Raw genomic sequence first — 12,479 nt, 5'->3', positions numbered from 1 at the left:
CTATTGCAGGATCCAGGCCAGAATGATGAATCTTGTATACAAAAAATAAATTTTATGTATACGATCTGCTATCGATAAGTGAAACCGGAGTGGGTTAATGAATAATGAACATCGTCTCCAGGCCGCGCCAGCGCTGCAGGACAAGGACGAAAGCATTTACCAGGCGCTGATGACGGCCATCGTCGAACATCAGTTGCCTCCGGGCAGCAAACTGCCGGAAGAGGCGCTGGCGGAGGTGTTCGCCGTGAGTCGCACCGGCATCAGAAAGGTGCTGCAACGACTCGCCGCTGTGCAACTGGTCACGTTAACGCCCAAACGTGGTGCACACGTCACCAGCCCGAGCGTGGAAGAGTCCCAGGCGATCTTTCGTACCCGGGCGCTGCTTGAGGTCGCTAATCTGCCGGATGTGATCGCGCGCTGCCAGCCGCCGCATCTGGCGGCGCTGGAGAACATTATTCAGCGTGAACAGCAGGCCCATGAGGCACATGACGGCCCGGCGGCGATCCGCCACTCCGCTGACTTTCATATTCAGCTGCAGGCTATCTCCGGCAACCCGGTGCTCACCGAGATGGTGACCCGCCTCAGCCAGCGCTCCTCTTTAGTGATTGCCGCCTGGGGCTCTCCCTGGCGACAGGGCTGCCGTTGCGACGATCACCAGCAGCTGGTGGGTTTGCTACGGGATAAAGCCCTGCAGCCGCTCAGCGAGGCGCTGATGCACCATTTTGATCATATTGTCGCCAGCCTGTGCTTCGAGCGCGATGGCGTCAGCCTGCCTGATTTTTCCCGGCTGTTCGCCGGCCACAAGGAGCCGTGATGTCTGCCATATGTATACAAGTGATCAACCCTAATACCAGCCTGGCGATGACTGAAACGATAGGCGCCGCCGCGCGTGCGGTCGCTGCGCCGGGTACCGAGATCCTTGCGGTCTGTCCCCGCGCCGGGGTGCCGTCAATTGAGGGCCACTTTGACGAAGCTATCGCCGCGGTCGGCGTGCTGGAGCAGATCAAGGCCGGACGCGAGCAGGGAGTGGATGGGCATGTGATCGCCTGCTTCGGCGACCCGGGGCTGCTGGCGGCGCGGGAGCTGGCCCAGGGGCCGGTGATCGGCATTGCGGAAGCCGCGATGCATATGGCGACGATGGTTGCCACCCGTTTCTCCATTGTCACAACGCTGCCGCGCACGCTGATCATCGCCCGTCATTTGCTGCACCAGTACGGATTTCATCAACATTGCGCGGCGCTGCACGCCATTGATTTGCCGGTGCTGGCGCTGGAAGACGGCAGCGGCCTGGCGCAGGAGAAAGTGCGTGAGCGCTGCATTCGCGCGCTGAAAGAGGATGGTAGCGGGGCGATTGTCCTTGGCTGCGGCGGGATGGCGACCCTGGCGCAGGAGCTGACTCGCGAGCTGCGGGTGCCGGTGATCGATGGCGTCAGCGCGGCGGTGAAGATGGTGGAGTCACTGGTCGCGCTGGGCCTGGCGACCAGCAAGCACGGGGACTTAGCGTTCCCGGAGAAAAAAGCGTTAAGCGGACAGTTTCAGTCGTTAAATCCATTTTAAAAGGGGCAGGAGATGGGAGAGAACCAGGAACACTATCCTCGCGATCTGCGAGGCTATGCAGGGGAGCCACCGCACGCGCGCTGGCCGGGCGGGGCGCGGATCGCGGTGCAGTTCGTCCTCAACTATGAGGAAGGCGCGGAGAATCACGTCCTGCATGGCGATGCGGGTTCGGAACAGTTCCTGTCCGATATTATCGGCGCCGCCAGCTACCCGGCACGCCATATGTCGATGGACTCACTCTATGAGTACGGCAGCCGGGCTGGGTTCTGGCGCATCCATCGTGAGTTCAGCCAGCGCGGGCTGCCGCTGACGGTCTTCGGCGTGGCGATGGCGCTGGCGCGGCACCCGGAGATTGTGGCGGCGATCAAGGCCGCGGATTACGATGTGGTCAGCCACGGCTGGCGCTGGATCCACTATCAGCACATGGATATTGCCGAGGAGCGCGCGCATCTGCAAAAAGCGGTGCAGGTGTTGACCGACCTGTTCGGCAAACCGCCCACCGGCTGGTATACCGGCCGCGACAGCCCTAACACCCGCCAGCTGGTGGTGGAGCACGGCGGCTTTGACTACGACAGCGATTATTACGGCGATGATTTACCTTTCTGGAGCGAAGTGGCCTGCAGCGACGGCAGCCAGCGGCCACACCTGATCGTGCCTTATACCCTCGACGCCAACGACATGCGCTTCGCCACCGCCCAGGGGTTCAACACCGCGGAGCAGTTTTATACCTATCTGAAAGACAGCTTTGACGTGCTGTACGCCGAGGGTGAAACCGCGCCGAAGATGATGTCCGTGGGGATGCACTGCCGACTGCTTGGGCGTCCGGGCCGTTTCCGCGCGCTGCAGCGTTTCCTTGACTATATCCAGCAGCACGACAAGGTGTGGGTCTGCACCCGGCAGCAAATTGCCGACCACTGGCGCGAAACCCATCCGTATCGCGGGTAGCTTGCTGCCACTCATCTGGCCCTCTCCACAGGGAGAGGGTACCGCCCGGTCGCGTCTGTTGAACCGGTTCACCAGGATGTATTTTGATTATTGAAAGAGCATGGCGAGGAGTACCAGGCACAGCAGCAGCACATAGATGCGTGCATACCATACATCAGATACCGCAGGGATTGCCCGGCGGCTAAACACTATCCCGGCCCAGCCGGTCAGGACGAGCAGGCCTAAAATTTTCAGGCTGATAAACCCAAGAAATCCGCTCAGCGGAATGCTGTGCCAGCCAATGACGGCATAGGTCACAGCCCCGCATAGCGCCACGGGCAAAGAAAGCGGGTTGGATGCGCTAACGCACTCCTGCATCTCATACCCGTGTCGCCGTAGCAGGGGCACCGTCATGACGCTGCCACCCACGCCCAGCAATGCGGCAATCATACCGATAACCATACCGCCGCCAGTGACCACTGGCAGGGACAGCCGACGCCGAGCGCTGCCCCTGAAGAAACCTTTGCGCAACAAACAATCGCTGATGGTTGCCAGCATATAGAGAATAAACAGCGCGCGAACGATCTTCTCGCTCAATATCCCCGCCAGACAGGAGCCGACCACCGCCCCAATGGCAATAAACCATAACAACGGAAACAGCGTCTGCGCGGCAAGCTTGCCCGCCCGCCAGTTTCGATAGCTGACCCAGCCGGCGTTAAATATCATCACCGCCGTTGAGGTAGCCACCGCGACATGCATGGCGTTTCCCGTAAGTTCCGGCTGCCGAAGCATCAGTTGATAGACAAAGGGCACCACCACAAAGCCGCCCCCGAAGCCGAACAGCACGGTGGTAATGCCGGTCGTAAAGCCAGCCAGCGCAATAATAACGATATCATTCAAGAAAATATCCCTGACCTGAAAATGAGCGAGCAGCTTATACCGGTCGCGTACGGCTTCCCATTTGCGTAGCGCTCAATTACCTTTGTAAATCGGTCAGAGGGGGGCAGGTGTGCGCAACGTAAAAATTGACGAGGTCGATCGGCTCGATCGCGAAGTGGTGGCGTTAGGCAATGACTATGCGCAAGGGTATATACTGCCACCGCACCAGCATCGTCGCGCACAGCTGCTGTATGGCGCGACCGGACTGATGTATGTCACCACTCAGGACGGAGAATGGGTGGTTCCTCCGCAACATGCTGTCTGGATCCCTCCTGAAACCGTGCACGCCGTCAGATTTGTGGGGGTGACCACGCGTAGCTTATATATTGAGCCAGATTATGTGGCCGCTTTCATTAAACACCGTCGTTGCGAAGTGATCAGCGTCTCGCCGCTGTTGCGCCAGCTACTGCTTGAGGCTGTGGATTTACCACCGTTGTACGACAGCCCACGCGATCGCACGCTGATACAGTTGATGTTGCTGGAACTGGCCGCCATGCCGGTCCGCGAATTTGACATTCCGTTGCCGCAGCATCCGGCGCTGCTGGCGCTTTGTCAGGCTTTTTTGCTTAACCCCTCTATCCATGATCCTGCGGCACGCTGGGCCAGGGCGCTGTTTATGAGCCAGAGCACCTTTCGCCGGCATTTCCTGAAGCAGTTGGGCCTGTCATTTTCCGCCTGGCGTCAGCGAGCCTGCGTGGTGAGCGCCCTGGCATGGTTGATAGCAGGAAAACCGGTGAACGAAGTGGCATTATCTCTTGGATACGATAATGCGTCCTCTTTCGCCACCATGTTCCGCCGCGTGACCGGGCAGCCGCCATCGTTTTATCACCCAGCCTGATGCGTCGGGGAAGGGGACTCCGGCAGCATGTGTCGGAAATGAATGTCGCTTTTATGGCGTTGCTATGCGCTAACGTAGTCATAAGACAGACAATCCGGGAATGCCTGGCTTGCGTCTTCAGGTACCCCTACATTTAGTGGTGGCTACATCCAGGCGGTTTATCTATTCTGCCTGTAACCGTGAGAAGACCGGAGTCTCTCTTTGTGAACCATCTTATCGTTGAAAAAATCATCATCATCTTTCTTCTCATCCTGTGGGGATTCGATACATTCAGAACCAGGAAAAGAAAACGTTATGATCCCGCCATTGAAGCCGCTGATGCCAGCGAACGCCATCAATGGCGCTATCTGAGATGGGGGTTTCGGATCATACAGGTGGTAGCGGGAGTGTATATCGTCGTGCAGCTGATTCAGGTTTTACTGAGATAGAGGCCGCCGGCAGGGCGGCGGGACAGAACATCTGGCTGATCAGAATGAGGTCAGACAATAGCGGTTTTCACGTCGGCAAAGGGGAATGTCCGCTCTGTGCCAAAAGCTGACGCTGCAGTACATTCCGCTTTCGGCTCGAATCGGACTGAGGTAACGTAGCGGAAATATTTTTCCGGACTCCACCACGATGCCTTCTATCGAAACGTTTATAACTTTCCTCCTCGCGCTAACGCTTCTGGAGATCTCTCCGGGGCCAGACATGATGTTGACTATTGCCAGAGGCGTCGGTCAGGGAAGACGTATCGCACTGCTTACGGTACTGGGCAATGTATTTGTAGCGGGTTTTGTGCAAGTTTCATTTCTGGTCCTGGGGCTGGTAACCGTTGTTCATGCCTGCCCAGTCGCGCTAGATCTGTTACGGTGGGCTGGTGCGGCTTATCTGATGTGGCTGGGCATAAAAATGATTGCGACTTCAGGCACAGATACGCGGCTGCGAAAAACTGCCAAAATTTCTGACTGGAGTGCCGTTAAGGAAGGCGCCCTGAACAGCCTGACCAACCCAAAATCCCTGCTGTTCATGTTCGCTTTTCTTCCTCAGTTTGTCGATCCTGCCGCGGGTCCTGTCTGGCTGCAATTGCTTGTTCTGGGTAGTATCCAGAAGGTGGCAGGAATTATTTCCCTGGGGTCAGTCGCGATGGCATCAGGGACATTTGGAAACTGGCTAAGTAAACACCCAGGCTTTATCAAATGGCAGGAACGATTTACAGGCGTTGTCATGATAGGCCTCGGTATCCGCATGTTGTTTAGCGGGTCTGGTGTCGTATCGAAACCTTCCAGTTAAGTTTTACCGAAAGGGTAAAGCCACTGTCCGCTCTTCGCTCATAGCAGACCTTCAACTCAGGTAGCTTGTCCGCTCTGTGCCAGGAGCGGACCCGATGGCAAGCTCACCGAGCATGACATTATGCTTGCGCTGCTTTGTAACGTACTTCCAGCTTATCCAAAAAGCCAAAAAGTACTTGATTCATTTCACTGTAATCGTGCGCCCGGAGCGCTTCAGGCGTGTCAACGAAACGATATTCTGCTGCACGGCTCAGGTCTTTCTCAGAATGAGCGATCAGCCGTTCTACAACGTCCAATGTGAGCTCCATGTGGCACTGGAAACCAAAGACGCGGTCTGAATAGGCAACAATCTGCCGCGGACAGCCTTCGCTGTAAGCAATAATTTTAGCCCCCGGCGTCAAACCTGGCATATCGTTATGCCAGTGACCCACTTCCAGTGTTTTCCCAAAGTGAGAGAACATCTCATCCTTCCCGCCGTCTTCGGTCAATGTGATCGGGAATTTACCAATCTCTTTTTCCGGGCTATGAGAGAAGGGCGCGCCCAGCGCTTCACCGATTAGCTGTGAACCCAGGCAGATACCGATCACCGCCTTACCGGTTTTAACCGCGGAAGCAATCAGCGCCTGTTCCGCTTTAGCATTAAAGTGCGGGCACGCTTCAAGCGTCGTGTCCGGATCTTGCGGACCGCCCATAACGATAAGAAAATCGATGCCTACGGCGTCATCAGGTAGCCGATCGCCTGCATAGACGTGTGAGTAAGTTACATCATGGCCCTGGTTTATTGCCCAGGTTTCATAGGCGCCCGGCGCTTCAAAACTTTCATGTACGATAAAGTGTACACGCATGAGGTTAAGCTCCTGTCATATCTTTGATGATCAGAATGATAAGTCACGCACCCATTGCCTATGGCTCTACTCCGGGTGGTTCCAGTTTCGATATGATAATGGCAGGGGCTAAATCTGAAATGCCAGGTAGTATAGATAAAGCGCCAAGACATGATGAGGCCACAGGCTGGTCCAGTACTGCGATAAGCTATCAACGCGGCGAGGTAGATCCTCCCCATCATCATGTTGAGGGGCAGCTACTCTTCGCCACCAGAGGGGTTATGCTGGTGCAAACAGAGAGTGACCGTTGGGTGATCCCTCCTCAGCGGGCATTATGGCTACCGCCTTTGCATATCCATAGTTACCATCTGCTTTCACAAACCGATCTCAGGGCGATCTATTTCAGCAGTAGCCTTATCGCAGAATGTACGAGCTTTACGAAGAGTCAGCAGGTACATGTGATCACGGCTACGCCGTTAGTCAAAGAGCTTATCGCTGGGCTGTTCAGTGAGGACTACGCCAGACCGAGTCAACGGAAGATAGCTTTGTTGCTTCTGGAAATTCTCAGCGAGGCTCCACCTTTAACGATGGCGCTTCCCATGCCGAATGATGAGCGATTATTTAGCGCGGCCAGATCGCTACTGGTCAATCAGCGCTGGGAGGCATCGCTGAGCGAGCTGGCTTTTATGTCGGCCATGTCGGAACGGACCTTTTCCCGATTGTTTATGAAGGATACAGGCTTTAGTTTTAGAACATGGAAGCAGAGAGCCAGAATTTGCGCTTCGTTGGATCTTCTCGCGAACGGCGTTCCAATCAAACAGGTCGCTTACCAGCTTGGTTTCTCATGCCCGGCGGCATTTACCGCTGCTTTTCGCTGCATTCTGGGGTCAACGCCACGCGATTTTGTGCCTTAAACCGGGAAACCCTCAAAGCGGTCTTTGAGACTGTCATGGGCATATTACCAGACGCAGAAACCCTGCGAGGGTAGGGGTATCCCGCCTTTGCTGTTGAGAAAGGTAGTTTAATTTGCACCCGATACACTCTCATTGATTAAAGCACGAAGTGGAGATTACTGCGGTCCACAGTTCTGACAAACCGTGAAAGAGAAGGCCTGCGTGAAGAAAAAAGGTGTCGCGATACGTGATGAAATTACCTTATGACAGACCTTACGGTGATTTACGGCACCGGGTGGATTCCGGACGCTGTGAGCCGACTCATTGCTACGAAGCCTGATTCTGCTGTACCTCAGGCCATATGATAGCCTGCGCAACAATCACATCCTGCCCATTAATGCGTCCAGGTGAGTACTCCCGGGCCCTGGACATCCCCTGTGTGCCAAAAGCGGAAGTATGCTGAAGATAAATTAGCGTTGATGTTAATCGTGGGTTCTGCAGATGGGTAGAAATTGATAACTTAGGATGCAAGTTCGTCCCGCTCTTTCTGCAGTTTTCATCGAGGGGATATTCTCCGGAATAATTGTGCCCATATACAAAGATAGTTCCGAATCGGAATGATTTAATAATCGGTACAGCAGGCGTTGCGCTCGGGCCGACAATGATCGACCACGAAAAGCAGGAAGTATTACTTTGTCAGTAATACGATATCCTCTCAGAAAAGCGAGGTTTCCTTTCTGGCATATTAGCAACCCGGCGCGAACATCGTTTTCATAGATAATATATACTTCTCTCTCAGAAATATGGTCACACAACTCTTCGTCATCAACTGCTACCAAATTACTTGCAGACAGTTCACGAACTGTCTGCCATGTATGCTTATAGGCATCGCCCAGAGCCTGACAACACCAGTCAAAATCTTCGTATGTCGCCACTTGCAAAGTAAGAGATTTATCATTGAATTCAGGGGGTTCAGAAAAAGACGTGGCATATATATACTGGTCGGGAATACCCTGCGGGAAGGACTGGCCTGGCACAAGAATGCGGACATACTGAGCTCTGAGTTGTGACCATTCCTTACTAATGAGTTCTAATGCAGTATGATTTAGGTCAGAATCCATACCTACAATATCAATAAAAGGTTTGTTAATATTTCCGCCCTGATAACGGGGGCCAGTAAGAAATTGCTTTCCATCAATTTTGAGTTTTCGTTGTAAAAAATATTCCTGACATAATCCAGTTTCTCTCCAGGGAAATCGCGCCGAGAAACTTCTGTCCGTACACCTCGATTCCTGCTCTGACAACCATTGTTTTAACCATGAACGTAGAGTAACTTCAGGCACAGGTAGCCTGGCATATTGAGAAAGCATGTAAGATAGCATAAAAATATTTTGCCCTTGGATGTAAAAATGTTTTTTTAAACAAATCAGAATAGTTCTACTCTCATTTTATTACCAATTATAGCTGGCACGTCCGCTCCTTGCTCAATGCGGACCTTTAGCTCGACAGCTTGTCCGCTCCGCGCCAGAAGCGAACAGTGTTATCAGTGGTCAGTGATAAAACGTCAACCCGTTGACCTTGTCTCACAGCACTTCAACCACTTCAAATTCTTCTGCGATCAACTCCATATCTTCAGAAAAATGACCTTCAGAGCTGAAAAATCTCTGATGCTCTTTCTTCCAGTATTCAAGGCTTAAATCGCCTTCACCTTCTTTGCGGGCGAACGCTTCTGTGACATCACAAAAACGAACCAGCTGCATCGAAATCAGTCTGATCACGCAAACTGGAACATTCTGGCCATCAAGAATAATGTGATAACTCCCTATCCTCGGAGCAGATTTTTCATGCTGGTAAGAGGCAAAAGATCCGCAAGAAGCTGTTTTTCTGCCTATTTTGATCAGTTCCGCAAGCTGGTTGGCCAGCTCCGGGCTGTCACCCATTTGCCAGGCATCTGCGCCGGGATACTTCTTTTTTATTTCCTCAACCTCAACCATGAAAATCCCTTCGTTATCGTCAATGAAAAGAAATGGCATACCTTTTTTAACATGAGCGGTCCCAACATTATCAGCGATATCTTTCTTTAGATAGTGTGGTCCGTTCTTCGCTCAAAACAGACCTTAAGCGCATTTAACGCGTTTGCTCTGCGCCAGAAACGGAAGTTAACTTCGAGACGAGCCATAAAGTCGCCTGTCTTATTCAGACTGCCAGTAAAGCGGTGAACCGAACGCGTCCAGGTAGTAATCGATAATCGCCCGAACGTTCAGCGGAGGGTGGCGGGCATTCGGATAGATTGCCGCGATGTGCTGTGGCTCCGTTTTTATGGATGTATCCAGTTCCGGCAGTAGTCCGACCAGCTCGCCGCTCTTCAGCCGGTCTCCAATCAGCCAGTCAGGAAATAGCACAATCCCCATCCCCCCGAGTGCGGCAATCAGCAGGGTTTCCGCATTATTCGATGACATCAGGGGCGAGACGGGATAGTGCACCCATTCCTCTCCGTGCCTGCGCAGCAGCCATTGGTTTGGTCCTGACGAACCACGATAGACCAGGCATTTATGCCGCGCGAGCTCTTCGGGTGATCCCAGCATGCCGTGCCGGCGGATGTAATCCGGTGACGCGGCAAGATGATAGAACTGCTGGCCAAACACGCGCGCATGAAAGGCGGAATCCGTCAGCACGCCAATCCGGAAAATCACGTCAGCCGGCTCCCGGTGCGGATCGATGTAATCATCAGTTAGCGTAAGCTCAATACTAAGCTTCGGATATCGCTCCGTCAGGCCGGGTAACGCGGGTGCGACATGGCGCTGTCCAAAGAACACCGGTGCGTTTATGCGGACCATTCCGGAAGGCTCAAGCGTTCTCTCATTGAGTTCCCGCCGCGCCTCTTCCATGCTGCCAGTCATCGCTCGCGCATAGCGGATAAAAAGATGGCCGCTTTCCGTCGGGATTATAGCCCGGGTATTGCGGTAAAAAAGCTGCTGCCCGAGCACATCCTCCATCTGATGGATGACGCGTGATACCTGAGAGGCCGATATCCCTTCCCGCCGGGCCACCACAGAGAAATTCTGCGTTTCATAAACGTCTATAAAAATCAGCAGGGCGCGAATACTGATGTTCCCAAGGCCATTCATTAATGCATATCCTGCATAGGTGTTTATCTCATTATGGCATTTTTCTCATCCATGTTAAGTCGTAATCTTCTCCGCCTGGACTTTGGGAGACTGATTGCTATGCAACTAATATTGATTTTTATCGTCATTGCCGGAGGCATGGGACTGTCCATAGAGGCAGGATTGCTCGGGCCACTGGGTGGGGAGGTCGGTGACCTCTGGGCTACCTTCAGCATATTTGGCGTGGGCGCGGCGCTGACCTTCCTGCTGATGCTTTTTTTCAGCCCGCGTAACAGCCCGTCATTCTTTGCGCAACCAGCGTGGCAGCTACTTGGCGGCGTGCTTGGGCCGATTTACGTCATCATCCTGACCGTGGTAACGCCGGCAATCGGCATCGCCATGACTATGATCGGCATCTTGGCAGGCCAGGTGTTCAAGAGCCTGATTATTGATCACTTCGGTCTGCTCGGTACGTCGCGCCGGAAAATTGACAGTAAGCGTATCATTGCGCTGATTTTCATCATTGCAGCGCTGGCTATGGTTGCACAGGGGTAAAGTAACATTATGACTATTATCATGATTCTGCTCGCCGTCGCCGGTGGCGCCATGCTGAGTATCCAGGCGGCTATCAATGGCCAGCTGGGCAGCAAGGTCGGCGTATTCAAAAGCGCGTTCCTGACATTTTCTATCGGCGCCCTGGTGACGGGGCTGCTGATCTTCTTCTTCGAACCCAAACACACCCTGACGTTGATGGACGTGCCTAAATGGCAGCTGCTGGGCGCAATGTTTGGCGTACCGTATATCGTTATTATGGTACTGGCCGTCCAGCGTATTGGCGCGGCAGTGGCTACGGTCGCTGTCATTTTTGGCCAGTTAACCATGAGCATGCTGATCGATAACTTCGGCTGGCTGGGCAATGCGTCGATTCCATTCTCGATGAGCCGAATCGGCGCCATTATCTGCCTGGGTATCGCGCTGTTCTTCATTTACTCCAGCAGTAAGTCAAAAGCCGCAACGGCGAAAACTCCCCGGCAGCAGGAAAACGCTAACACATAAGCCCGGCCAGTTCAGGTGTTCTCTCTGAAGAGTGCCAGAAATATCCTGACACTCTTCAGGTGTTACACAGCGATGCCATGGGCATATTACAGGGACAGAAACCCGGTGTGGGTAGAGTTTATCCCGCTTTTGCTGTTGAGAAACGTCGTTTAATTTGCATCCGGCAACGGTTGAAATTTGTAAGACATGTCACATTTTAAAAAAAATTCAAAGTAAGCTATTGTAAAACCCTCCTACAAAATATTTAAATACACGGGCAGAACGACAGGCGTGTAACTGGTAAAACAGGCAAGACCTGAGATGAGCGATGAATTTAGACCTATTCATTGCTCATCTCAGGTCTTTTTTTTTGCTTCTGGGGTGGCAAATGGATTCCAAAAAAACAGCGCAGAAAATACGTAAATTGAACAGCGGGGCAAGCAATTTTGAACATATTGAACATGGTTCTACCCGACGACAGCTTAGCTTAAATGAAGAAAAATGCTGCTCCGGATAATCCAAATAGCGTCAAGCTTACTTTTATCGGGCAGGGCAGTCATTTGGGTTCATTTGTAAAAACAGAACTGTTGTGACGAGATAAGACAAGAGAAGTCTCCGTTCACGTTGCGAATCGGCACAGTTAAAGGAGTGACAACAAGCAAATAATTTTTTTGAAAACAATTTTTCATTTCATAATTCAATATTAATGTTAAGCATCGATCCATTTCGCTGGAGTCAAATAGCTATGAAATGATCAGGCTAAATAGGCTTGCTTACTATATATATTTCTACCCTGGGAAGGTGAGGTATGATTTTATTTTAATATACGCTTTACCCCTGTAATCTACATGAGAATATTTAAAATATGAACAAGACTATTCTATTTTGCCTTATCTCTGCCATGTTCAGCAATGCTTATGGACAGAGTTTAACAGTGGAAGAGAGACTGGCTTTGCTTGAAAAACAACTCCAGGAAAACACTGCAGAATTAAAAAGCACAAAAGCAGAATTAACCAGGTATAAGCAAGCTGATAAAACAAACAGAAACCCGGTCAGCTCAGCAGGGCTTTGTTGAATAAATCAGATTTCGGGTA

Annotated in this window: 14 protein-coding genes and 1 pseudogene; 10 read left to right on the top strand and 5 right to left on the bottom strand. The window is 52.4% G+C overall.

Annotation, left to right across the window (positions count from 1 at the left end; translation table 11 throughout):
- Nucleotides 1-97 precede the first annotated feature (97 nt).
- The 3 genes and pseudogenes from HMPREF3096_RS11690 (at nucleotide 98) to puuE (ending at nucleotide 2,502) form a co-directional block, all read left to right on the top strand.
- A complete protein-coding gene (locus HMPREF3096_RS11690; protein WP_070544431.1) occupies nucleotides 98-814 on the top strand; it encodes a GntR family transcriptional regulator in 717 nt (238 codons plus the stop codon).
- Nucleotides 814-1,685: pseudogene (gene hpxA, locus HMPREF3096_RS11685) on the top strand (allantoin racemase). Before HMPREF3096_RS11690 ends, hpxA begins: the two are co-directional and overlap by 1 nt.
- Nucleotides 1,570-2,502 carry an allantoinase PuuE gene (gene puuE, locus HMPREF3096_RS11680; RefSeq protein ID WP_004176098.1) on the top strand — a complete coding sequence of 311 codons (933 nt, stop codon included), beginning with the start codon at nucleotides 1,570-1,572 and terminating at the stop codon, nucleotides 2,500-2,502. The pseudogene hpxA and the gene puuE overlap by 116 nt, the downstream one beginning before the upstream one ends.
- 87 nt (nucleotides 2,503-2,589) lie before the next feature.
- On the opposite strand, the gene HMPREF3096_RS11675 is transcribed toward puuE, so the two are convergent.
- The gene (locus HMPREF3096_RS11675; RefSeq protein WP_070544430.1) at nucleotides 2,590-3,381 is read right to left on the bottom strand and encodes a sulfite exporter TauE/SafE family protein; all 792 of its coding nucleotides are present in this window, start codon (nucleotides 3,379-3,381) and stop codon (nucleotides 2,590-2,592) included.
- Between the two features lie 109 nt (nucleotides 3,382-3,490).
- On the opposite strand from HMPREF3096_RS11675, the gene HMPREF3096_RS11670 reads away from it, so the two are divergent.
- From HMPREF3096_RS11670 to HMPREF3096_RS11660, 3 genes are all read left to right on the top strand, one after another.
- Entirely contained in the window at nucleotides 3,491-4,258 is a 768-nt protein-coding gene (locus HMPREF3096_RS11670; protein ID WP_016161089.1) for an AraC family transcriptional regulator, read from the top strand.
- Nucleotides 4,259-4,461: 203 nt separating this feature from the next.
- On the top strand, nucleotides 4,462-4,686 hold the full coding sequence (locus tag HMPREF3096_RS11665; protein ID WP_004199962.1) for a hypothetical protein: 225 nt from the start codon (nucleotides 4,462-4,464) through the stop codon (nucleotides 4,684-4,686).
- Between the two features lie 187 nt (nucleotides 4,687-4,873).
- Nucleotides 4,874-5,527 (top strand): LysE family translocator, encoded by a 654-nt coding sequence (locus tag HMPREF3096_RS11660; protein WP_032733156.1) that lies wholly within the window; start codon nucleotides 4,874-4,876, stop codon nucleotides 5,525-5,527.
- 118 nt (nucleotides 5,528-5,645) lie between these two features.
- Here HMPREF3096_RS11660 and HMPREF3096_RS11655 read toward each other — a convergent pair whose 3' ends face one another.
- Nucleotides 5,646-6,371, bottom strand: coding sequence for a type 1 glutamine amidotransferase (locus HMPREF3096_RS11655; protein ID WP_070544429.1), 726 nt, complete (start codon nucleotides 6,369-6,371; stop codon nucleotides 5,646-5,648).
- Between the two features lie 92 nt (nucleotides 6,372-6,463).
- Here HMPREF3096_RS11655 and HMPREF3096_RS11650 point away from each other — a divergent pair, with 92 nt between their 5' ends.
- Nucleotides 6,464-7,264: an AraC family transcriptional regulator gene (locus tag HMPREF3096_RS11650; protein ID WP_008804809.1), complete on the top strand. Its 801-nt coding sequence runs from the start codon at nucleotides 6,464-6,466 to the stop codon at nucleotides 7,262-7,264.
- A gap of 461 nt (nucleotides 7,265-7,725) precedes the next feature.
- On the opposite strand, the gene HMPREF3096_RS29190 is transcribed toward HMPREF3096_RS11650, so the two are convergent.
- The 3 genes from HMPREF3096_RS29190 to HMPREF3096_RS11635 all read right to left on the bottom strand — a co-directional run bounded on the left by HMPREF3096_RS29190 (nucleotide 7,726) and on the right by HMPREF3096_RS11635 (nucleotide 10,371).
- A complete protein-coding gene (locus HMPREF3096_RS29190) occupies nucleotides 7,726-8,625 on the bottom strand; it encodes a hypothetical protein (protein ID WP_077270165.1) in 900 nt (299 codons plus the stop codon).
- A gap of 201 nt (nucleotides 8,626-8,826) precedes the next feature.
- On the bottom strand, nucleotides 8,827-9,183 hold the full coding sequence (locus tag HMPREF3096_RS11640; protein WP_165451318.1) for an ASCH domain-containing protein: 357 nt from the start codon (nucleotides 9,181-9,183) through the stop codon (nucleotides 8,827-8,829).
- 252 nt (nucleotides 9,184-9,435) lie between these two features.
- The gene (locus tag HMPREF3096_RS11635) at nucleotides 9,436-10,371 is read right to left on the bottom strand and encodes a LysR family transcriptional regulator (RefSeq protein ID WP_012968167.1); all 936 of its coding nucleotides are present in this window, start codon (nucleotides 10,369-10,371) and stop codon (nucleotides 9,436-9,438) included.
- 99 nt (nucleotides 10,372-10,470) lie between these two features.
- Between HMPREF3096_RS11635 and HMPREF3096_RS11630 the strand changes: the two genes are divergently transcribed.
- The 3 genes from HMPREF3096_RS11630 (at nucleotide 10,471) to HMPREF3096_RS29185 (ending at nucleotide 12,460) form a co-directional block, all read left to right on the top strand.
- Complete coding sequence (locus HMPREF3096_RS11630; protein ID WP_012541664.1) at nucleotides 10,471-10,905, top strand: DMT family transporter; 435 nt, start codon at nucleotides 10,471-10,473, stop codon at nucleotides 10,903-10,905.
- Between the two features lie 9 nt (nucleotides 10,906-10,914).
- Nucleotides 10,915-11,406 (top strand): DMT family transporter, encoded by a 492-nt coding sequence (locus tag HMPREF3096_RS11625; RefSeq protein WP_070544428.1) that lies wholly within the window; start codon nucleotides 10,915-10,917, stop codon nucleotides 11,404-11,406.
- 844 nt (nucleotides 11,407-12,250) lie between these two features.
- The gene (locus HMPREF3096_RS29185) at nucleotides 12,251-12,460 is read left to right on the top strand and encodes a carbohydrate porin (protein WP_228704801.1); all 210 of its coding nucleotides are present in this window, start codon (nucleotides 12,251-12,253) and stop codon (nucleotides 12,458-12,460) included.
- The last annotated feature ends 19 nt before the right edge of the window (nucleotides 12,461-12,479 follow it).

Origin of the sequence: Klebsiella sp. HMSC25G12, assembly GCF_001807705.1 — a bacterium.
Lineage (GTDB): Bacteria > Pseudomonadota > Gammaproteobacteria > Enterobacterales > Enterobacteriaceae > Klebsiella > Klebsiella variicola.
This window is presented reverse-complemented; position numbering and strand designations above follow the sequence as displayed.